The sequence below is a fragment of the Dietzia sp. MNB45 genome, assembly GCF_051994785.1.
Lineage (GTDB): Bacteria > Actinomycetota > Actinomycetes > Mycobacteriales > Mycobacteriaceae > Dietzia > Dietzia kunjamensis.
This window is the reverse complement of sequence record NZ_CP163397.1, coordinates 3,696,287-3,716,549: the sequence shown is the minus strand read 5'-3', so window position 1 is coordinate 3,716,549 and position 20,263 is coordinate 3,696,287. Positions and strand designations below refer to the sequence as shown.

Here is a 20,263-nt window from a genome sequence, read left to right as displayed (position 1 = left end):
CCCGCTGCCCGGCGGGTCTTCCCTGGTGGCCGCCCGCGGCGCACACTGGACAGACCGCCGCCTCAGCGAGAGGGCACACCATGTCGTCGTCATGCTCCTCGTCCCACGACCCGCGCGACGCCGCGCCGGCCGACCCGCCACCCGGGTACCCCGACCTCGGGCCCCAGCCGGTGGACGGGGTGCGGCTGCTGCGCGCACCGGCCGTGCCGACCGCCGTCGTCCGCGCCACCGGCGTGCCCATGGCCACGATCGCCGGGTTCTTCGACTCGGCCTTCGGCACGGCCTTCCCGGTCCTGTTCGCCGCCGGCGTCACCCCGGCCGGGCCGGCGTTCGCGCTCTACACGCGCATCACCGAGGAACCCGAACCCGCCGCCGACATCGAGATCGGGTTCCCCCTGGCGCGACCGCTGGCCGAGCTGCACCCCGACGATCCGGCCGAGATCGACGGGATGCAGGTCATCGCGTCCGAGCTCCCGGCCGGGGACGTGGCGGTGACCAGTCACCTCGGCTCCTACGACGAGCTCGGGCAGGCGTGGGGCGAGTTCATGGGCGCGATCGGTGCGACCGGCCGCGCGCCCGGCGCCCCGTTCTGGGAGAGCTACGTGACCGAGCCGAGCCCGGGCATGGACCCGGCCACCCTGCGGACCGACCTGTTCTGCCCCGCCCGCATCCCGGACGACGCCGCCTGACCCGGGGTTCGTGGCCCGCCGCCTGCAGCCCCCCGCCCGTCGCCCGTCGCCCGTCGCCGAGCAGAAGATTTCGCCTGTATCTCTCGAGAAGCAGTGCGCGAATTCCTCTTCTCGGCGAGCGATCACAGGCCGTCGCCGCCGACGGGCCGGGCGGCGGGGTCGGCCGCGCCGCTACATGTCCTCCAGCGACCGACCGTTGGTCTCCGGGATGAACTTCGCCACGAACAACAGCGACAGCAGCGCGGAGACCGCGTAGAAGCCGTAGGTGAACGTCAGGCTGAACTCGGCCATCGGCGGGAACGCGGTCGACACGGCGAAGTTCGCCAGCCACTGCGCGGCCGCCGCCAGGCCGAGGGCCGCGGAGCGGATGCGGTTGTTGAACATCTCGCCGAGCAGCACCCACACGGCCGGGCCCCACGACATGCCGAAGAACACGACGAACCCGTTCGCGGCGATGAGCGCGATCAGCCCTTGGGTGTCGGCGAGCTGTGGGGCGAGCTCGCCGTCCGGGCCCGGTCCCATGGTCGCGGTGCTGAACATCAGCGCCATCACGGCCAGCGAGATCGTCATGCCCACCGACCCGGTGATGAGGAGCTTGCGGCGGCCGATCTTGTCGATGAGTGCGATCGCCACGATCGTCACCACGATGTTCGTCACGGACGTGATGACCGTCTGGGTGAGCGCGTCCTCCTCGGTGAAGCCGACCGACTGCCAGAGCGAGGTGGAGTAGTAGAAGATCACGTTGATGCCCACGGCCTGCTGGAAGACCGACAGGATGATGCCGATCCACACGATGGGCAGCAGGTTGACCCCGCCCGGCTTGACCAGGTCACGCCACGACCGCTTGCGGTCGTCACGGACCGTCGCACGGATCTCCCTGATGCGCGTGTCGACCCCGCCCTGCTGAATGGAGCGGAGGACCTCGCGAGCCCGGTCGACCATGCCCTTGCCCACCAGGTAGCGCGGTGATTCCGGGATGGTGAGCGCGAGCACGCCGTAGGTCACGGCGGGGATCACCTCCGCCCAGAACATCCACCGCCACGCCTCGGCGCCGAACCACAGTTCCTCGATCGCGCCGCCCGCGATGCCGGCCAGCCAGGCGTCGGAGAGCAGTGCGACGAAGATGCCGGAGACGATCGCGAGCTGCTGCAGCGATCCCAGCCGACCGCGGATCGCCGGTGGGGCGACCTCGGCGATGTAGGCCGGTGCGATGACGGACGCCGCGCCCACCCCGAGCCCGCCGACCAGCCGCCAGATGATGAGGTCGACGGGGCCGACGGCGAACCCGGTCCCCAGGGCGCTCGCGGTGAACAGCACCGACGCGAGGATCATCACGCGGGTGCGACCCCAGTGGTCGGCCAGACGACCGGCGACGTAAGCGCCGACCATGCACCCGAGCAGGGCGGAGGACACGGCGAAGCCGGTCAGCCCGGCGTTCATCTCGAAGGTCTCCTGCACGGCGTCCACGGCACCGTTGATCACCGCGGTGTCGAAGCCGAACAGGAAGCCGCCCAACGCCGCGACCAGGGAGATGAGCACCACCCGGCCGGTGTTGAACGTCTCCTCCTCGGCGGGTGTGGGTGAGGTCTGCTGCGTGGACATGACGTACCCCGCTCTGTCGTCCGACGCACCTGCTCCAGGTGGTGAAAGGAGCGTAGGCACGCGGTGCAAGTGACGCAAGCGATAAAGGAAACCGTTGTTCCGCCCGGTCCGCCCCCGCGGGACGAGAACACGTTCTAGGCTCGGGGTCACCTCGTCGTCGTCACCGAAAGGGCCACCGCCTTGAGCGCCTCACCCGACCAGATCCGTTCCACCGCCGACTCCTACATCGCGGCACTGACCGCGGGCGACCTCGAGGCCGTGATGAACCTCTACGCCGAGGGCGCCACCGTCGAGGACCCGGTGGGCAACGGCACCGTCCACGAGGGCAAGGCCGCCATCCGCGAGTTCTACGCCAGCGTCGTGGCGATGAAGATCGAGGGCGAGGTGCTCGAGGCCCGCGTATGCGGAAACGACCTGCTGTTCAACTTCGAGATCACCACGCACTTCGACGCGGACTCCAAGGCCACCATCAACGTGTGGGACCTCATGACCCACGACGAGCAGGGCAAGGTCACCTCGATGCGCGCCTACTGGACCCCGGAGAATATGCGCTGACCCCGCGCCCCGTGACCCCGCGCCCCTGAACCCCGCTCCGGCCCCGGCCGGGGTCGCCGGGGCGCGCGGGACTACGCGCCGCCCTGGCTCCCGGCCCCCTGGGGCACGTTCTCCGACGGTTGCACGACCACCAGTCCCGCGCCGCCGAACGCCAACTGGAACGTCTCCCCGGACCCGCCCCGGAGCAGGGACTTCACCCCGCCCGTGTCCACTCGGACGTCCATCGTCACCCCGGCGGTCCACAGGACCACGGCCTGGGGATCGGCGAACGTCGGCGCGGAGGTCACGTCGAGCGCGACCGGTTGGCCCTTGGTGGTCACCGCCACGAACCCGGTCCCCCGCAGGGAGACGTTGAACAACCCGCCGGTCATCACGGCGCCCTTGGCGGCGATGCGGTGGATGTCCCACGCGATCCCCTCGGAGAACGCCAGCACGCTCGCACCGTTGACCGAGATCATGTCGTCCTCCAGGTAGAGGACCTGGACCTCGGAGGCCTGGTCGGCGAGGAACAGCTCACCCCGCCCGGTGCAGCGCATGAGGGGCACACCCTCCCCCGTCGCCGCCGCCTTGAACATCCTGCCGATCCCGCCGCTGCCGACGTTCTCGAACCCGACCTGCCCCTGGTAGGCGACCATCGATCCGGTCCGCGCGAGGATCGGCTGGTCGGCGAGCGTCACCTTGAGCATCTTGGAGTTCTGGAGGGCGAACGGGCGGTTCGTCTCCGTCTCGCGCGCCGACTGGAAGAGGTCCCCGTGGATCATGGCGCGAACGGTACGCCCGCTCCACTAGCCTTGGGGTCATGATCACCGCAATCGTCTTCGTCCACGCCGAGACGGCGCGGATCCCCGAGGTCGCCGGGGCCATCGCCGATATCGACGGAGTCTCCGAGGTCTACTCGGTCACCGGCACCATCGACCTCATCGTGCTGGTGCGGGCCCGGCGCAACGACGAGATCGCCGACATTGTCTCGGACCGCCTCAACAAGGTCCCCGGCGTGGTGGACACCGAGACCCACATCGCGTTCCGCACCCAGTCCAAGCACGATCTCGAGGCCGCGTTCTCGATCGGGTACGAGGACTGAACCGGGTACGGGGACCGAACCGGCTACGGGGGCCGCATCGGCTACGGGGACCGGGAGTCAGGTCGGCTGGCCGGTCATCTGCTGTATCCGGGCCAGGCGGCGGGCCCGGCGCCGGGCGCGCTGCAGCTCGGTGAGGAGCTCCCTGCCGGTCCATTGCCGCCGGTCCTCGCCGGCCGCCTCGGCCTCGTGCACCAGCTCCACCATCCGCGCGCAGGCCGGAGCCCCCAGTCCGAGCTGACCGGCCATCTTCACGACCTTGCCCTGCAGGTACTCGACCTCGGTGGGCCGGCCGCGCACGAGATCGTCCGTCATGGACGAGGTGCCGTCCGCGTCGACGCGCACCGCGGCCCGGGCGAGGCGGCGGAACAGCGGGTTGGGCAGCCGCATCACCACCGGGAGGGCGCCGGCGGGGATGGCCAGCGGCACCCGCGGCACCACCCCGGCGGCGGTGAACACCCGGTTGGCCTCCGCCTGGCACAGGGCGACGCAGCGCCGCAGGTCCCGGTCCAGCAGCTCCGTGCGCAGCGGGAGCCCGGACAGCGCCTGGACTGCGTTGTTGAGGTTGAGCAGGACCTTGCCGTGGAGGACCGCCTGGATGTCGTCGGTGGGTCGCACGGGCAGTTCGGCCGCCGCCATGGTGCGGATCAGCGGGACGGCCATGGGATGTTCGGCGAGCCGGATCACCCCGGTGGAGGTCCGCCGATAGGTGGCGGGTCCGGTGCGCGCGACGTTGAACGGGACGACGCCGGGGATCACCGTGGTCCTGTCGACCAGTTCCCGGATGAGGTCCGCCGAGTGCAGACCGTTCTGCAGGCCCACGACCAGCGTGTCCGGCCGAAGGTAGGGAGAGAACTCGGCGGTGGCGGCGGCCGTCTGTCCGGCCTTGGTGCACACCAGCACGACGTCCGAGCGGCGGACGCTCTCGGGCCCGGTGGCCAGGGTGAGGGCGTCGGCGGGGATGTGGAGCCGGGCGTCCTCGCCGTCTCCGGACTCGACGGTCAGTCCCACCGCCCGGATCGGGTCGAGCACGTGGGGGCGCCCGACCAGGGTCACGTCGGCGTGGCGGGCGAGCCGGCCGCCCAGGTAGCAGCCGATCACGCCCGCGCCGATCACGGTGATCCGAAGAGGAGGGTTCGGGCTGGTCATGGTGGTGCAGAGGTTACGACACGCGCGGCGGCGGGGGAGCCGTTCGACGTACCTGGCCGCCGGACGGGGGAGTCAGTGCGGGCGCGGCCGCAGGACGACCTCGGTGGGGTGTGAATCCGAGGTGGACTCCAGTGCCTGCCGGACGGCGGTGGCCACGGATTCCGGGCGGAGGAAGGCACCCGGGTCGTAGTCGCGGCCCTCGGCGGCGACGATCGCGTGCTGCATGTCGGTGTCCACGCGGCCGGGGTGGATGGAGGTGACGCGCAGGTCGGGTTCCTCGCCGCGAAGGGTGTCCGTGACGGCGCGCAGCGCGAACTTGGAGGCGCTGTAGGAGCCCCAGCCCGGTTTGGCGGTGGTCCCCGCGCCGGAGTTGACGACGACGAGGTGGCCCCGTGCCGCGCGCAGCGCCGGGAGCAGTGCCCGGGTCAGCTCGACGACGGCCAGCACGTTGACCTCGAACGCCCGGCGCCACTGGCCGGCCTCGGACTCGTCGATCCGGCCGAGTTCGGCGACCCCGGCGCAGTGGACGAGGCCGTCGAGGGTGCTGATGTCGCGGGCGGCGCGCGCGATCCCGTCACCGGTGGTGAGGTCGGCCTCCACCACCCGGGCTGAGCGGCAGTCAGCGGCCACGACCCGCAGTGCGTCGACGTCCCTGCCCACGAGGACGAGGTCGTGGTGGGCGGACAGCGTGCGGGCGGTCGCCGCCCCGATCCCGCGGGAGGCGCCGGTGACGAGAACCGTGCTCATGCCCCGAGGCTAGACGGACCGGGGGCGTCGGAATGCAGCGGGACGGGCTGCGGGGAGTCGGGAAGGGCGTCGACATCGCCGTCGAAGGCGTCGAGGAGGGCGGTGAGGGCGGGCACCGCCGAGGAGAGCAGATCGCGGTGTTCGGGGCTCAGGTAGGACATCCGCTCGGCGAAGTCCCGGTCACGATCGGCGAGGACCTGTTCGATGCGGGCCCGACCGAGGTCGGTGAGGCGGACACAGACCCCGCGTCGGTCGGAGGCGTCGGGTTCGCGCTCGACGTACCCCATGGCCTCGATGACGCTCACCGAATTGCTGGTGGTCGGTACGCGGACGTTCTCGAGTCGGGCGAGATCCGACATCCGCAGCCTCCCGTGGCAGGCCAGGGTGTGCAGGATCGAGGTCTGCGCGCGACTCAGCGCGTACTGGGTGCTCTGCCGGCGGACAAGCAGGTCCAGGCGCAACAGGATGGGTCGGAACTTCTCGGCGAGTCCCCGCCCGGGCTCACCTTCCCGTATCGCCGGTTCGCTCGTCGTCGTCTCCATGGCCCCTGCTCCCTCGACACCGGCTTCCGCCCCGGAAGCCTCGCGGCACCGAATCTAGGCCGAACTTCTCCCGTCATGGGGCACCACCTCGTCCCGGGGTGGATACTGATCGCATGGGTTTGTATCACCAGATCACCGGGGCCGGCCCGACCATCGTCCTACTGCACGGCGTGTGCCACCGGGCGCACGCCTGGGATCCGGTCGTGCCGCTGCTCGCGGACCGTTTCCGCGTGGTGGTCGTGGACCTGCCCGGCCACGGGCGGTCCGCGGACCTGCCGGACACCGGCGACGTGCTCGACTACTTCGTCTCCGAGCTCGTCGGCCTCCTGGAGGAGGTCGTCCCGGCCGGGGAGCGCCCCCACATCGCGGGCAACTCCCTGGGGGGCTTCCTCGCGCTGGAGCTCGGCGCCCGCGGACTGGCGAGCAGCGTCACCGCGCTGTCGCCCGCCGGGTTCTTCCGCTCGCACGCCGAGTGGCGCTACACGGTGAGCGTCTTCCGGAGTCTCCGCCGGGCGGCGGGCCGGATCGGCCGCCACACCCCGGCCCTGACCGAGCGGGCCGCCGGACGCGCGGTGATGATGGCGGTGTTCTGCGCCCGCCCGTGGCGGTACCCGGCGGAGGCCGCGGCCATCGACAGCGAGGCGATCGTGTCCAACACCGTGCTCGACCGGGCCGACCGGCGGGCGTTCGTGTTCTCCGCCCCCGTCGACGAGGATTTGCCGATCACCATCCGGTGGGGCCGGTTCGACATGGTCCTGCCGGTGCGGCAGGTCTCACTCGCCACGCGGTTGTTCCCGCAGGCGAGGGTCGAGGTCAGCGCCGACGGGCACGTGCCGATGTCCGACGACCCGGAGGGCGTCGCCGCGTCGATCGCCGCCTGCGCCGAGCGCGGCCTGGCGTACGCGCGGGCCGGCAGTCGGGCCTGACCGGCCCGACCCGCCGGCCCGACCCGCCGGCCCGGCAGTCCGACTACCCGCCCCGGCCGTCCGCCGTCAGGAGCCGATCAGGCCCGTCGGCAGGGAGCCCGAACCGAAAGAGCCGGCGCCACCGGAGAACCCGTTGCGCCACGCGACCACGGTCGACGGCCGCGGCTGCGAGGTGCCGCCGTCGGGCCAGTGCGAGGCGGGGTTCTCGATCGACGCGCCGTCCGTCTCACCGGGGTGCTGGACGTTGACGATCACCCGGTTGTCGAACACCAGCGGTCCGCAGGTCTCGGCCCCGACAGGGACCGTGAGGAACAGCTTGGTCTCGCCGCGGTTCGGGCCTTCGGTCGCCACCGAGTAGAGGCCGTCGTTGAAGCCGAGGGCGTTGCCGTCGGTGGACACCCACAGTCCCCCGGCCGGGTCGAAGGCGACGTTGTCCGGGCAGGAGATGGGGCTGACCTTCGACTTGTCGAAGCCGCCGAAGTACGAGTCCGCCTCGGCCGGGTCGCCACACACCAGCAGCAGGTTCCAGCCGAAGGTGGTGCCGGCGTGGTCGTCGGTGATCTCCATGACCTGACCGTGCTTGTTGTTGTGCCGCGGGTTGGCCTCGTCCACGTTCGCGGTCGTGCGGCGGGTGTTGTTGGTCAGCGCCATGTAGACCTTGCCGGTGGTCGGGCTGGGCTCGACGTCCTCGGGGCGGTCCATCTTGGTGGCGCCGACGCGGTCGCCGGCCATGCGGGTGTACACCGCGACCTGCTCCGGGGTCATGCCCGGCACGTGTGAGACGGCGTTCCCACCGGGCGCGACGGTCATCAGCGGGATCCAGGTGCCGGTGCCGTCGAACGCGCCGTCGGCGGGCAGCGTCCCGGAGCCGTCGATCTGCGCGGCGGGGGAGTTGCCGGAGAACGTCGCCACGTAGAGGGTGCCCTCGTCGAGGATCTTCATGTTCTCGGCCCGCGCGGCCGAACCGGTACCGGGTGTGATCCGGCGGCTGGAGACGAACTTGTAGAGGTAGTCGAAGCGCTCGTCGTCGCCGGAATAGGCGACGACGGTGCCGTCACCGGTGACGTGGACCGAGGCGCCCTCGTGCTTGAACCGGCCCATCGCGGAGTGCTTGACCGGGGTCGAGGTCGGATCCCAGGGATCCACCTCGACGACGTAGCCGAAGCGGTTGACCTCGTTGGGCTCGGCGGCCGGGTCGAAGCGGGCGTCGAACTCCTCCCACCGGCGCCCCGAGCGGGAGACGGACACGCCGTAGCGGCGCAGGGCCTCGAGACGCTCCGGGTCGCTGACCGTCCCGGTGGTGCCGAAGTACTGGTTGAAGTTCTCCTCCCCGGACAGGACGGTGCCCCACGGTGTGTGCCCGCCGGCGCAGTTGTTCAGCGTTCCGAGCACGCGGGTGCCGGTCGGGTCGGCCGTCGTCCGGGTCAGGGGGCCAACGGCGGGTCCGCGCAGCTCGAACGGGGTGGTGGCGGTGATGCGCCGGTTGTAGGACCCCATGACGGGGTCGAGCCCGCCGTCGCCGGCGCGGCTGGCCAGCTCGACCACAGACAGCCCGTGGGCCGCCCAGGCGATCTCCACCTGCTCGCGGGTAGGGGCCGAGGAATCGTACCCGCGGAACATCGAGGGCTCGGTCGTGTACTCGTGGTTGACGGTGAGCAGGAAGCGCTCGTCGCGGTCGTCCATCGGGAACATCACCGCCAGATCGCAGTTGTAGCCGTACTGCATGGCCTGCGCCGCGGCGGTCTGGTTCTCGAAGTCGAACTCCGGGGCACCCGGCAGCACGGGGTCGCCCCACCGGATAACCACCTCGCTCGAGTATCCCGCCGGGACGGTGACGGCGTCGGCGGTGTTGGGCGCGACCGGGGCGAACCCCGTGTCGATCGTCGCGCCGCCGGTGGATCCGGCGGGGCCGAGCGAGCCCGCGGCGGACGAGCCCTGCGCCGCGGCTGCCGCGGGCAGCACCTGGGTGGCGCCCACCGCCAGCGCCACGACGCCCGCGGCCTTGAGTGCACCGCGGCGGCTGATCTCGGTGGCGATATCCCCGAAGTACGGGTTGTCGGTGGCGTTGGGAACCGGCGCGGCGCACTGGTCACCGCACTTGTAGACACAGGTCACGTGCTGTCGGTTGGAGGTCCCCGGCGTCGGGGCGGTGGCGAGCGGGAGCAGGCGGCGGACGGACATTCGGGTCTCCTGGAGGCGTCAACAGTCGTAGTGGACGCATGCACGCTAGGCGCGCGGGACGACCGGGCGGCCGCGCGCGGGCCACGCCCGCGTGAACTGTGTGCGCAGTGCGGGTGAACTCCGCCCCGGGCCGCTACAGTCACCCGTGTTCGCCCTCTATCTCGGATCGTCCGGCACGTTCCTGCCGGTGAAGGGAATTATTTCTCATGGCCTCGGTAACCTTCGAGAACGTGTCCATCATCTATCCGGGGGCCGCGCGACGCAGTGTCGACCGTCTGGATCTGGAGATCGCCGACGGCGAGTTCCTCGTCCTGGTCGGACCCTCCGGCTGCGGAAAATCGACGACCCTGCGCGCCCTGGCCGGTCTGGAGGACGTGGCGGCGGGACGGATCCTCATCGGTGACAGGGACGTGACGGGCACCGAGCCCAAGGACCGCGACATCGCGATGGTGTTCCAGAACTACGCGCTGTACCCGCATTACACGGTCCGCGAGAACATGGGTTTCGCACTGAAGCTGGCCAAGGCGTCCAAGTCGGAGATCACGGAGCGCGTCGACCGCGCGGCGGAGATGCTCGACCTGGTGCCGTATCTCGACCGCAAGCCCAAGGAGCTGTCCGGCGGCCAGCGTCAGCGCGTGGCCATGGGGCGGGCGATCGTGCGCAACCCGCAGGTCTTCCTCATGGACGAGCCGCTGTCCAACCTCGACGCCAAGCTCCGGGTGGCCACGCGCGCCCAGATCGCCAAGCTGCAGCGGGACCTGCACACCACGATGATCTACGTGACGCACGACCAGGTCGAGGCCATGACGATGGGCGACCGCGTCGCGGTGCTCAAGGACGGGGTGCTCCAGCAGGTCGACGCCCCGCGCGAGCTCTACAACAACCCGGTCAACGCCTTCGTGGCCGGCTTCATCGGGTCACCGTCCATGAACCTCTTCGACGCCCCGGTCGCCGACGGGGCGGTGGACCTCGAGGGGTTCCGCGAGCCCGTGCCCGCCGGCTCGGGGTCGAGGGTCACCGTCGGCGTGCGGCCCGAGCACCTGCGGATGGCCGCGGAAGGCCACGGGCTGGAGGTGACGGTGGACCTGGTGGAGGAGCTCGGGGCGGACAGCTACCTGCATTGCTCGACCCGCGACAACCACCCCGTGGTGTACCGGGCGGAGTCGGGTGACCACCCCCGCAAGGGCGACACCATGTACCTCGAGGCGCTCGACGACGAGGTGCGGTTCTTCGACGTGGAATCCGGTCTCAGACTGCGCTGACCCCGTGGGGCCGGGGCCCGTGCCAACGGCGATGCACGCCGGCGTCCGCCCCGATCGGGTGTTGCTAGAGTGACTCCTGTGACCTCGCTCCCGTGACCATCCTGGTGGCGGGAGCGACGGCGCGTCGGTCGCGTGTCCGCACGTGGTCCCGCGCCACCGCCGTCTCGTGGGTTACGCTCAGCAGGTCCTCAGTGAGACCCGTGTCACAGGCGGCACCGGTCCACTGCCCCGTCGGCACTCGCCGAGGGGAGTCGAGACACGACAGTAGGAGAGAGCGCATGGCCGTTCACGGCAGGTTCCTCAAGGCGGCGGCGGCCGCCTCCGTAGTCGCCCTCGTATCCACGGCGTGTGGATCGGGTGGCGATGAATCCGACGAGCAGGCGCAGGCCGGCACCTCGGGCGTCGGCCCCATCACCTTCGCGATGGGCAGCAACGACACCGACAAGCTCCGTCCCGTCATCGAGCAGTGGAACGCGGAGAACCCCGACCAGGAGGTCACCCTCCGCGAGCTGCCGGCCGAGCAGGACGGGCAACGCGACACCCTGACGCAGTCGCTCCAGACCGAGAGCGGCGAGTACGACGTGTTCGCCCTCGACGTCACCGACACCGCGTACTTCGCGGCCAACGGGTGGCTGCAGCCGATCGAGAACGAGACCGAGGTCGACACCTCCGGGCTGATCGAGGCCGCCGTCGACTCGGCGACCTACAACGGCACCCTCTACGGCGTGCCGCAGAACACCAACGCCCAGCTCCTGTACTACCGCACCGACCTCCAGCCGGAGGCGCCCGCCAACTGGGAGGAGCTCGTCTCCTCCTGCGAGGCCGCCGAGGGTGCGAACGTCGACTGCCTGCAGACCCAGCTCAGCCAGTACGAGGGTCTCACCGTCGCCGCCACCCAGTTCATCCACAGCTGGGGCGGGCAGGTCGTCGGTGAGGACGGCAATACCCCTGAGCTCGACACCGAGGAGGCGCGTGCCGGCCTGACCGCCCTCGTCGACGCATACAAGGGCGGCGTCATCCCCCAGAAGACCGACGCGTTCACGGAGGAGGAGACCGCGCAGACCTTCCTCGCCGGCGAGACCATGTACTCCTACAACTGGCCGTACATGTACGAGTCGGGCCAGTCCGACCCCACGTCGCAGGTCCAGGGTGACTTCCAGGTCGCCCCGATCGTCGGCAAGGACGGCGCCGGTCAGTCCACGCTCGGTGGCTACAACAACGCGATCAACGTGTTCTCCGAGAACAAGGAGACCGCGCGGGCCTTCCTCGAGTTCATCATCTCCGAGGACGTCCAGATGGGCTTCGCCGAGCAGTCGTTCCCGCCGGTGCTGTCCTCGATCTATGACGACGAGGCGCTCCAGCAGGAGTTCCCCTACATGCCGGCGCTGAAGGCGGCGCTCGACAACGCCGAGCCGCGCCCGGTCACCCCGTTCTATCCGTCCGTGTCCAAGGCGATCCAGGACAACACCTTCGCGGCGCTTCACGGGGAGAAGGACGTCGAGCAGGCCCTCAACGACATGTCGGCCGCGATCGAACAGGCACAGTGATTCACCGAGCACGGTGATCGAACGAGGTCAGCGATCACCGCGGTCCGGGTGATCGGCACACGGTCCGGCGACAGACGGCTGTCGGACCAGGGCAGGTGGGCCCCGGGTAACGTTCCCGGGGCCCACCGGTCTACCTGGTGGGGCGGGCGCGAATCCGGCGAGGAGCGAGGCGATGACGACGAGCGAGAAGTCCCCGGCGCCACTGGTCGAGAAGAAGTTCGACTGGCGGCCGGTGTGGATGGTGGGTCCGGCCCTGGCCATCCTCGCGGTGGTGATCGGGTACCCGGTCATCCGCGCGGTGTACCTGTCGTTCATGGCCGACCGCGGCCTGGACCCGGCCACGGGCATGTTCTCGGAGGGCGGGTTCGCCGGCTTCCAGCACTACCTCTACTGGCTGACGCAGGCCTGCCCCGCTCCCGGCGGCGACGGCACGGTCACCTGTCCGCCGGGCGTCTCGTCCGTGGACTTCTGGCCCGCCATGGGCAACACGCTGTTCTTCACCGTCACCACCGTCTCCCTCGAGACGGTGCTCGGTTTCGCCATGGCCGTGGTCATGGGCAAGAGCATCTGGGGACGCTCCCTGCTGCGTGCCGCCGTGCTCGTCCCGTGGGCGATCCCCACCGCCGTCACGGCCAAGCTGTGGGCGTTCATCTTCGCCCCCAACGGGATCGCCAACACCATCCTGGGCACGAACATCGCCTGGACCACCGACCCGTTCTACGCCCGTATGGCCATCATCATCGCCGACGTGTGGAAGACCGCGCCGTTCATGGCGCTGCTCATCCTCGCCGGGTTGCAGATGATCCCCGGTGACGTCTACGAGGCGGCCCGCGTGGACGGCGCGTCCCGCTGGCAGCAATTCGTCCGCATCACCCTCCCGCTGGTGCGTCCCGCCCTCATGGTGGCGATCCTGTTCCGCACCCTCGACGCACTCCGCATGTACGACCTGCCCGTCATCCTCGTGTCGGCCAACTCCAACTCGCCCACCGCGACCGTGTCGATGCTGGTGGTCAACGAGATGAGAATGGGCAACTTCAACAGTGCCTCCGCGATATCGACACTGGTGTTCCTGCTGGTCTTCGCCGTCGCGTACATCATGGTCAAATTCCTCGGCGCGAACGTCGTGGAGGATCGCACGGGCAAGAAGGGGGAGATCCGGTGAGTCACCGAGCGTCTGAACCGAGCACCTCGCCGACCACGCCGACGACCACCTCGTCGTCGTCGACCCGCGGCCCCGACCGGCGCCGCGACGACGAGGACATCAAGCCGCCGCGCAAACCGCTCGGCCCCACCATCAGCACCTACGTCGGCGCGCTGCTCATCCTCATCTGGGGACTCGCGCCGTTCTACTGGATGCTGGTGACCGCGTTCCGCGACAACCGGTTCATCTTCTCCGCCAGCCCGGTGCCCTCGCACCTCACGCTCGACAACTTCCGCGAGGCGCTGGCCACGGACGGCGGCAACAACTTCCTGGGCGCGATCATCAACTCCGTGCTCATCAGCTCGATCACCACCGCCCTCGCGCTGACGTTCGGCGTGTTCACCGCCTACGCCCTCGCCAGGGTCGACTTCCGGGGCAAGTTCCTCGTCACCGGGATCATCCTCGCCGCGTCGATGTTCCCCGGCGTCGCCCTGGTCACGCCGCTGTTCCAGCTGTTCACCGACATCGGCTGGATCGGCACCTACCAGGCGCTCATCATCCCCAACATCTCGTTCGCGCTCCCGCTGACCATCTACACGCTCACGTCGTTCTTCAACGACCTGCCGTGGGAGCTGGAAGAGGCCGCCCGCGTCGACGGTGCGACCCGCGGCCAGGCGTTCATCAAGATCATCCTCCCGCTCGCCGCGCCGGCGCTGTTCACCACCGCGATCCTGGCGTTCATCATCACGTGGAACGAGTTCGTGCTCTCGCAGCAGCTGTCCACGACCGCGACCGAGCCCGTGACGGTGGCGATCGCCCGGTTCTCCGGCGTCAATCCGTATCTGCCGCCGCACGCGGCGATCATGGCCGCCGGCGCGCTTGTCACCGTGCCGCTGGTGATCATGGTGCTGATCTTCCAGCGACGGATCATCTCCGGCCTCACCGCCGGCGGCCTGAAGAGCTGATCGGCGGTGGCTCGGAGCGGCGGTGACGCCCTGGGTGCCCGGCAGCGGCTGGAGGTCATCGGCGGGTTCGTCGGGTTCTTCACCGTGCTGGCGCTGGTCAACGCGGTGGGCTTGATCCTCACCGGGCGACCGTCGATCTTCGCCTCGCTCGTGCTGGTGCTCATGCTCGTGGCGTCGGGGTACACGTACCGGACGTGGCGCCGGGTCGACCGGGCGGTCAAGCGGGGCTGACCCGCCGCGGCCCGCGCCGACACGCGCCCGCCCCAGCCCGCCCCGGTTCCCCCTCAGCCCGCCCCAGCCCGCCCCGGTTCCCCCTCAGCCCGCCCCAGCCCGCCCCGGTTCCCCCTCAGCCCGCCCGGTTCCCTCCCAACCCGAAATCCGCTACTCGGAATGCGGATTCGCTACGCCGATCGGGATAGCGGATTCGGAATCCGAGTAGCGGATTTCCGGCGCCGACGGGCAGGGTCGGCGCCGAGGGGCAGGCTCGGCGCCGACGGGCAGGGTCAGCGCCGAGTCAGCGGCCGTCGCGCCAGGCCACCAGCGACTCGACCAGGTCCAGCGGGTAATCGGGACCGTTGAGCCCGACCGTGAAGAGGGTGACGCCCTCGGCGTGCAGGTCCTCGGCGAGCCGCTTCGCCTCGTCGGGCGAGCTGGCCCCGCCGATCTCCGTCGACCGCTCGATTTCGCCCGGATCGCGCCCCACGTCCGCGCAGTGCCCGGCGAGCACCTCCGACTTGTGGCGGTAGGTCTCCACGTCGACGAACGAGTGCCAGATGTCGGCGTGGCGGGCCACGTGTCGCAGGGTCTTCTTCTCACCGCCGCCACCGAGCAGCACGGGGATGTCCCTCGTCGGGGCGGGGGTGAGCGTGGCGAAGCGCTGCTCGATCCGCTCGAGGGAGTGCCCGAGGTCGTCGAGCCGCGAGCCCTTGGTGCCGAACTCGTAGCCGTACTCGGCGTAGTCCCGCTCGAACCATCCGCTGCCCAGGCCCAGGATGAGGCGGCCGCCGGAGATGTGGTCGACGGTACGGGCCATGTCGGCGAGCAGGTCGGGGTTGCGATAGGTGTTGCAGGTGACCAGGGCGCCGATCTCGACGCGTTCGGTCTGCTCGGCCCACGCGGCCAGCATCGTCCAACACTCGAAGTGGGCGCCGTCGGGATCACCGTAGAGCGGGAAGAAGTGGTCCCAGTTGAAGACCACGTCCACGCCCGCGTCTTCGGAGCGTCGGACGGCGTCCCGGATCAGTCCGTAGTCCGGCGAGTGCTGCGGCTGGAGCTGGACGGCGATGCGGACCGGGCGCGTGGGGTTCGGGGTCATGCGCCCCATTGTGGGGCGTGGCGCCGCCCCGCGCACCCGGCCCGTGCGTCTCAGCGCTCGCGCTCCAGGACGAACCAGAAGTGCTCGCCCTCGTGCACGGTGCCTCGCCCGTTCATCACCGCGAGGAGGGTGTCGGGTCCGACGACGGCGAAGTGGTCGATCACCGGCAGGCGGTCGTACACCATGGAGGCGGTCGGGCGGCCGCGAAAGGAGACCTCCCACAGGGACGCCCCGCCCCCGCCGGTCGCCGAGGTGTCCGGCACGACCTCACCGGAGTCGTCGGTGACGAGGATCGGGTCCACCTTGCGGGCCTCGGTGAAGTCCTTGCCCCACCAGCGCATCTGCCCGAGCATGCCGAACATGGGGTGCCCGGTGTCCAGGCCGGTGCCCTTCCAGCGGCTGCCCGCGATGTCGTCGACCCGCGCGGGCTCGAGGGAGTCCCACAGCGCGGAGACGCGGTCCGAGGGGACCGTGTCGAGCGCGAGGATGAGCTCGAACTCGCGCGCGGCGGCGCCCGCGGTCCCGGCGCTGCCGGCCGCCCCGGCGGTGCTCACAGGCCGAGCGTCTTGCCGATGATGTCCCGCTGGACCTCGTTGGTGCCGCCGTAGATGGTGGAGACCACCGCCTGGCGGACCAGACGTTCCATCCCGTACTCGGTGGCGTACCCGTATCCGCCCATGGACTGCATGCACTCGAGCGTGACCCGCTTGCTCAGCTCGGACGCCTTGAGCTTGGCCATGGAGGCCTCGCGGGGGAACAGGGCCGTGGGGTCGGCCTCGTCGACCTTCCTGGCGACCGCGTAGACGAGCAGGCGCGTGGCCTCGATCTCGGTGGCGAGGTCGGCCATACGGTGGCGGAGCACCTGGAAGGAGCCGACGGGGCGGCCGAACTGCTCGCGCTCCTTGATGAAGGTCAGGCAGTCGTCGAACGCCCGCTGGGCCACGCCGAGCTGCATGGCGGCGAGGATGAGGCGCTCGGTATTGAGCCCGGTCATGAGCTGCGCCCAGCCGCCGCCGACCTCTCCGATCACGGAGTCGGCGGGCAGGCGGACGTCGGTGAAGTAGAGGTCGTTGACCTCCTTGCCGCCCATGGTCTCGATCCCGGTGATCTGCAGGCCCTCGATGTCCGCGGGCACGTCGAACATCGTGATGCCTTCGTGCTTCTTGCCCGACGAGTCGGTGCGGGCGACGAGCAGGATGCGGTCGGCGAAGTGGGCGTTGGAACACCAGGTCTTCTGCCCGTTGATCACCCAGTTGTCGCCGTCGCGCTCGGCCTTGCAGCGCAGGGCGGCGACGTCGGACCCGGCGCCGGGCTCGGACATCGAGATGGACAGGGTCCCGCCGTTCACGACCAGCTCGAGCGCGCGTTTACGCTGCTCCTCGGTCCCGAACTTCTGGTACGCGGCGGCCGTGATGAGGGTGGGGCCGATGCCGCCGATCGGGGCGAGGCCGCGCAGGGAGTGCTCGAGCAGGAGGCACAGTTCGACGGCACCGGCGTCGGAGCCGCCGTACTCCTCGGGGACGGTCAGCCCCAACCATCCGAGCTCGGCCATCTTGGAGTAGATGTGCGGCGAGTGGGTGCCGCCCTCGGTGGTGAGCTCGCGTCGCTTCTCGACGCCGCCGACCTCGCGCGCGCAGAAGTCATCGATCGACTTGGCGAAGTCACGCTGCTCTTCGGTGAGGATGTCGAACACTTCTCGCCTCGTTTTTCTGTGTGGTTGTCCCGGTATCTGTCACGGGGTGTCGGTTGGGTGCACACTGGACTACTGTGGCCCGTATCACGGCACGCTACATCAAATATATGTGATCGGAAACGAGAGGACCTCAGATGACGACCACCGAGCCCAGCAAGACCGGCCCCACGTTCGCGAGCCTGGACCCCCGCGACGGCACCGTCCTCGCGGAGTACCCCATCGCCGGTCCCGAGGAGGTCGCCCTCGCCGTGGAGCGTGCGCGTGCCGCGGCCCGCTGGTGGGCGAACCAGGGTCCGCGGGGTCGCCGTGAGTGGCTGCTGGAGTACAAGCGGGCGATCTCGTCCAGGGCCGAGGAGTTGGCGTCCCTGATCTCCGCCGAGACCGGGAAGCCGGACGAGGACGCGACCCTCGAGGTCATGCTCACCGTCAGCCATCTGGAGTGGGCGGCCAAGAACGCGGACAAGGTCCTGCGACGGCGCTCCGTCTCGGCCGGGCTGCTCATGAGCAACCAGGCCGCCTACGTGGAATATCAGCCCTACGGCGTGGTCGGCGCGATCGGCCCGTGGAACTACCCCGCGTTCACCCCGATGGGCACGCTGTCCTACGCCATGGCCGCGGGCAACGCGGTGGTGTTCAAGCCCAGCGAGCTCACGCCGGGTGTGGGCGTGTGGCTGGCGGAGGTGTGGGATTCCCTGGGCGCCTCCCAGCCGCTCATCCAGACGATCACCGGCGACGGCTCGACGGGCGCGGCGTTGTGCAGGGCGGGCGTCGACAAGCTCGCGTTCACCGGCTCCGCCGCGACGGGCCGGAAGGTCATGGCCGCCTGCGCGGAGACGCTCACGCCGGTCGTCATCGAGGGCGGTGGCAAGGACGCCCTGCTCGTCGACTCGGACGCGGATCTCGACGCGGCCGCCGACCAGGCGGTCTTCGGCGCCATGGGCAACGCGGGCCAGACCTGCGCGGGCGTGGAGCGGATCTACGTCCACTCGGACGTCCACGACGCGTTCGTCCAGAAGTTCACGGCCAAGGTCCGCGCGCTCACCCCGGGCAACTCGATCTCCTCCAGCTACGGGCCCATGACGCTGCCGGCGCAGGTCGACATCGTCCGCAGGCACGTCAAGGACGCGATCGCCAAGGGCGGCAGGGCCGTACTCGGCGGCGAGGACTCGGTCGGCGAGAAGATCATCGAGCCGGTCGTCCTCGTCGACGTCCCCGAGAACTCGTCCGCGATCACCGAGGAGACCTTCGGCCCCACCGTCGTGATCAACCCTGTCGCGGACCTGGAGGAGGCGATCGAGAAGGCGAACGCCAGCAGCTACGGCCTCGGCGGTTCGATCTTCACCGGCAACAAGAAGCGGGGGCTGGCCCTCGCGGAGAAGTTGGACGTGGGCATGGTGTCGGTCAACTCGTTCCTCGCGTTCGCCGGGATCCCGGCGTTGCCGTTCGGCGGTTCGGGTGACTCGGGCTTCGGCCGTATCCACGGCGCCGACGGGTTACGCGAGTTCGCCCGCCCCAAGGCCATCACCGCACAGAAGTTCGCGGCCCCGCTGAACCTCATGACCATGACCCGCAAGCCGCGTGACATCAAGATCGTCAAGTGGATGCTCGCGAACGTCCAGGGAAGGATGTGAGGTGAGATGACCGCCACCTCCGAGAGAACCGAGGAGATGACGACGACGACGAGGGCCGCGGCCACCGAGCGGTCCGCCGTGCCCGGGGTGTTCGGACCGATCCCGGCCGACCTCGTCGCCGACGCCGCCGTCGACCACCCGCTCACGGCAGGGGTCCCGTTCAAGCCCGGGCGCTGGTACTGGCGTGATCTCATCGCGACTCTCGATCCGGTGGCGGACGCGGCGGAGATCCACCGCATCACCTCCGCGTACGAGTTCCCGTGGGACTATCAGCGGGCGCTCGAGCTGGCGCTGTACCGGACCTACTGCATCCCTTCGGTGTCGGCGGTCCTGGAGCAGGCGGGCAACTTCCGCGATCACCCGCAGAAGCGGTACGACGACACCGCGCTGCTCATGGTGGAGCTGGTCGAGCACGGGTACGACTCGCCCCGCGGCAAGGAGGCGCTGCGGGTGATCAACCGCCAACACGCGATGTACGAGATCACCAATGACGACATGCTCTATGTGTTGTCGACGTTCATCTACGAACCGCTCGAGTGGATCGATGCGAACGGCTGGCGGCGTCTGCATCCGAACGAACGGCTCGCGGCGTTCCACTTCTACCGCGCAGTCGGGGAGCGGATGAAGATCAAGGGGATCCCGCAGGGCATCGGGGAGTTCCGGCGCTGGCGGGACGACTACGAGGCGCGCACCATGCGCTACGCCCGGACCAACGAGCTCATCGGGACGTACACGCTCGATCTCATGTGTTCCTGGTACCCGGAGCCGGCCCGGCCGGTGGTCCGCAAGGTCGTGCAGGCGCTGATCGACGACGACATGACCCGCGCCTTCGGCTTCCCGTGGCAACCTCCGGCGTTCCGCGAGGCCGCCTACGCGGCGCTGCGGATGCGGTCGAAGGTGGTGCGGTGGCTGCCGGTCCGCCGCCGCGAGCTCGGGTCCCGTGGGACCGAGAACCGGACGTACCCGGGATACCCGGAGGGTTACCGTCCCGCCGACCTGGGGGCCTGCCCCATCCAGCCGCGCGACCGGGTGGTCGCCTGCCCGGTCGTGCACGCTCCAGCCGCCGGCTCCACCGGAGCCGCCTAACCCGGCGGAACCGCCGCCGCGCCCCGCGATTTCCGCACGTCGGGACGCCGAACCCGATGCCCGGAGAGGGTGCGTGACCCACGAGGGCGTGAGGGGCACATGGGTGCGCTTTCCGGGTTAGGTGGAACACGGTGTGATCTTGACAACACCGGCT

20 protein-coding genes are annotated in these 20,263 nt (G+C 70.1%); 11 read left to right on the top strand and 9 right to left on the bottom strand.

The genetic code is table 11. The features are described from left to right. Window positions 1-80: 80 nt before the first annotated feature. Window positions 81-689, top strand: coding sequence for a GyrI-like domain-containing protein (locus AB5G72_RS17770; RefSeq protein ID WP_440220584.1), 609 nt, complete (start codon window positions 81-83; stop codon window positions 687-689). Window positions 690-860: 171 nt separating this feature from the next. Here the strand turns inward: AB5G72_RS17770 and AB5G72_RS17765 are convergent, their stop codons facing one another. Then, window positions 861-2,291, bottom strand: a complete 1,431-nt coding sequence (locus AB5G72_RS17765) for a sugar porter family MFS transporter (protein WP_440220583.1) — start codon at window positions 2,289-2,291, stop codon at window positions 861-863. A gap of 180 nt (window positions 2,292-2,471) precedes the next feature. Between AB5G72_RS17765 and AB5G72_RS17760 the strand changes: the two genes are divergently transcribed. Beyond that, window positions 2,472-2,846, top strand: coding sequence for an SgcJ/EcaC family oxidoreductase (locus tag AB5G72_RS17760; RefSeq protein ID WP_119192317.1), 375 nt, complete (start codon window positions 2,472-2,474; stop codon window positions 2,844-2,846). A 71-nt stretch (window positions 2,847-2,917) separates the two neighbouring features. On the opposite strand, the gene AB5G72_RS17755 is transcribed toward AB5G72_RS17760, so the two are convergent. Continuing rightward, window positions 2,918-3,607: an AIM24 family protein gene (locus tag AB5G72_RS17755; protein WP_069389857.1), complete on the bottom strand. Its 690-nt coding sequence runs from the start codon at window positions 3,605-3,607 to the stop codon at window positions 2,918-2,920. Between the two features lie 38 nt (window positions 3,608-3,645). Between AB5G72_RS17755 and AB5G72_RS17750 the strand changes: the two genes are divergently transcribed. Beyond that, window positions 3,646-3,927, top strand: coding sequence for an Lrp/AsnC family transcriptional regulator (locus AB5G72_RS17750; protein ID WP_067720093.1), 282 nt, complete (start codon window positions 3,646-3,648; stop codon window positions 3,925-3,927). Window positions 3,928-3,984: 57 nt separating this feature from the next. Here the strand turns inward: AB5G72_RS17750 and AB5G72_RS17745 are convergent, their stop codons facing one another. The 3 genes from AB5G72_RS17745 to AB5G72_RS17735 all read right to left on the bottom strand — a co-directional run bounded on the left by AB5G72_RS17745 (window position 3,985) and on the right by AB5G72_RS17735 (window position 6,362). After that, window positions 3,985-5,073, bottom strand: a complete 1,089-nt coding sequence (locus AB5G72_RS17745) for a 2-dehydropantoate 2-reductase (RefSeq protein WP_440220582.1) — start codon at window positions 5,071-5,073, stop codon at window positions 3,985-3,987. Window positions 5,074-5,145: 72 nt separating this feature from the next. Next, entirely contained in the window at window positions 5,146-5,820 is a 675-nt protein-coding gene (locus AB5G72_RS17740) for an SDR family oxidoreductase (RefSeq protein WP_440220581.1), read from the bottom strand. Next, window positions 5,817-6,362 carry a MarR family winged helix-turn-helix transcriptional regulator gene (locus AB5G72_RS17735; protein ID WP_440220580.1) on the bottom strand — a complete coding sequence of 182 codons (546 nt, stop codon included), beginning with the start codon at window positions 6,360-6,362 and terminating at the stop codon, window positions 5,817-5,819. Before AB5G72_RS17735 ends, AB5G72_RS17740 begins: the two co-directional genes overlap by 4 nt. A 113-nt stretch (window positions 6,363-6,475) precedes the next feature. Here AB5G72_RS17735 and AB5G72_RS17730 point away from each other — a divergent pair, with 113 nt between their 5' ends. Beyond that, a complete protein-coding gene (locus tag AB5G72_RS17730; protein WP_440220579.1) occupies window positions 6,476-7,288 on the top strand; it encodes an alpha/beta fold hydrolase in 813 nt (270 codons plus the stop codon). Window positions 7,289-7,354: 66 nt separating this feature from the next. On the opposite strand, the gene AB5G72_RS17725 is transcribed toward AB5G72_RS17730, so the two are convergent. Further along, window positions 7,355-9,469 (bottom strand): PhoX family protein, encoded by a 2,115-nt coding sequence (locus AB5G72_RS17725; protein WP_440220578.1) that lies wholly within the window; start codon window positions 9,467-9,469, stop codon window positions 7,355-7,357. A 206-nt stretch (window positions 9,470-9,675) separates the two neighbouring features. On the opposite strand from AB5G72_RS17725, the gene AB5G72_RS17720 reads away from it, so the two are divergent. The 5 genes from AB5G72_RS17720 to AB5G72_RS17700 all read left to right on the top strand — a co-directional run bounded on the left by AB5G72_RS17720 (window position 9,676) and on the right by AB5G72_RS17700 (window position 14,615). Next, complete coding sequence (locus AB5G72_RS17720; RefSeq protein WP_163376981.1) at window positions 9,676-10,731, top strand: ABC transporter ATP-binding protein; 1,056 nt, start codon at window positions 9,676-9,678, stop codon at window positions 10,729-10,731. Window positions 10,732-11,009: 278 nt separating this feature from the next. After that, window positions 11,010-12,278, top strand: a complete 1,269-nt coding sequence (locus tag AB5G72_RS17715) for an ABC transporter substrate-binding protein (protein WP_440220577.1) — start codon at window positions 11,010-11,012, stop codon at window positions 12,276-12,278. A gap of 172 nt (window positions 12,279-12,450) precedes the next feature. After that, entirely contained in the window at window positions 12,451-13,440 is a 990-nt protein-coding gene (locus AB5G72_RS17710; RefSeq protein ID WP_163376979.1) for a carbohydrate ABC transporter permease, read from the top strand. 131 nt (window positions 13,441-13,571) lie between these two features. Then, the gene (locus AB5G72_RS17705; protein WP_440221526.1) at window positions 13,572-14,384 is read left to right on the top strand and encodes a carbohydrate ABC transporter permease; all 813 of its coding nucleotides are present in this window, start codon (window positions 13,572-13,574) and stop codon (window positions 14,382-14,384) included. Between the two features lie 6 nt (window positions 14,385-14,390). Beyond that, window positions 14,391-14,615, top strand: a complete 225-nt coding sequence (locus AB5G72_RS17700) for a hypothetical protein (protein WP_120285617.1) — start codon at window positions 14,391-14,393, stop codon at window positions 14,613-14,615. Window positions 14,616-14,898: 283 nt separating this feature from the next. Here AB5G72_RS17700 and AB5G72_RS17695 read toward each other — a convergent pair whose 3' ends face one another. The 3 genes from AB5G72_RS17695 to AB5G72_RS17685 are packed head-to-tail and all read right to left on the bottom strand — an operon-like array spanning window position 14,899 to window position 17,392. Beyond that, window positions 14,899-15,699, bottom strand: a complete 801-nt coding sequence (locus AB5G72_RS17695) for an LLM class F420-dependent oxidoreductase (RefSeq protein ID WP_061228349.1) — start codon at window positions 15,697-15,699, stop codon at window positions 14,899-14,901. 50 nt (window positions 15,700-15,749) lie between these two features. Continuing rightward, entirely contained in the window at window positions 15,750-16,253 is a 504-nt protein-coding gene (locus tag AB5G72_RS17690) for a DUF4334 domain-containing protein (protein ID WP_440220576.1), read from the bottom strand. Further along, complete coding sequence (locus tag AB5G72_RS17685) at window positions 16,250-17,392, bottom strand: acyl-CoA dehydrogenase family protein (protein ID WP_440220575.1); 1,143 nt, start codon at window positions 17,390-17,392, stop codon at window positions 16,250-16,252. Before AB5G72_RS17685 ends, AB5G72_RS17690 begins: the two co-directional genes overlap by 4 nt. 134 nt (window positions 17,393-17,526) lie before the next feature. Here AB5G72_RS17685 and AB5G72_RS17680 point away from each other — a divergent pair, with 134 nt between their 5' ends. After that, on the top strand, window positions 17,527-19,023 hold the full coding sequence (locus tag AB5G72_RS17680; protein WP_440220574.1) for an aldehyde dehydrogenase family protein: 1,497 nt from the start codon (window positions 17,527-17,529) through the stop codon (window positions 19,021-19,023). 6 nt (window positions 19,024-19,029) lie between these two features. After that, the gene (locus AB5G72_RS17675) at window positions 19,030-20,109 is read left to right on the top strand and encodes an oxygenase MpaB family protein (protein ID WP_185952083.1); all 1,080 of its coding nucleotides are present in this window, start codon (window positions 19,030-19,032) and stop codon (window positions 20,107-20,109) included. Window positions 20,110-20,263 lie beyond the last annotated feature (154 nt).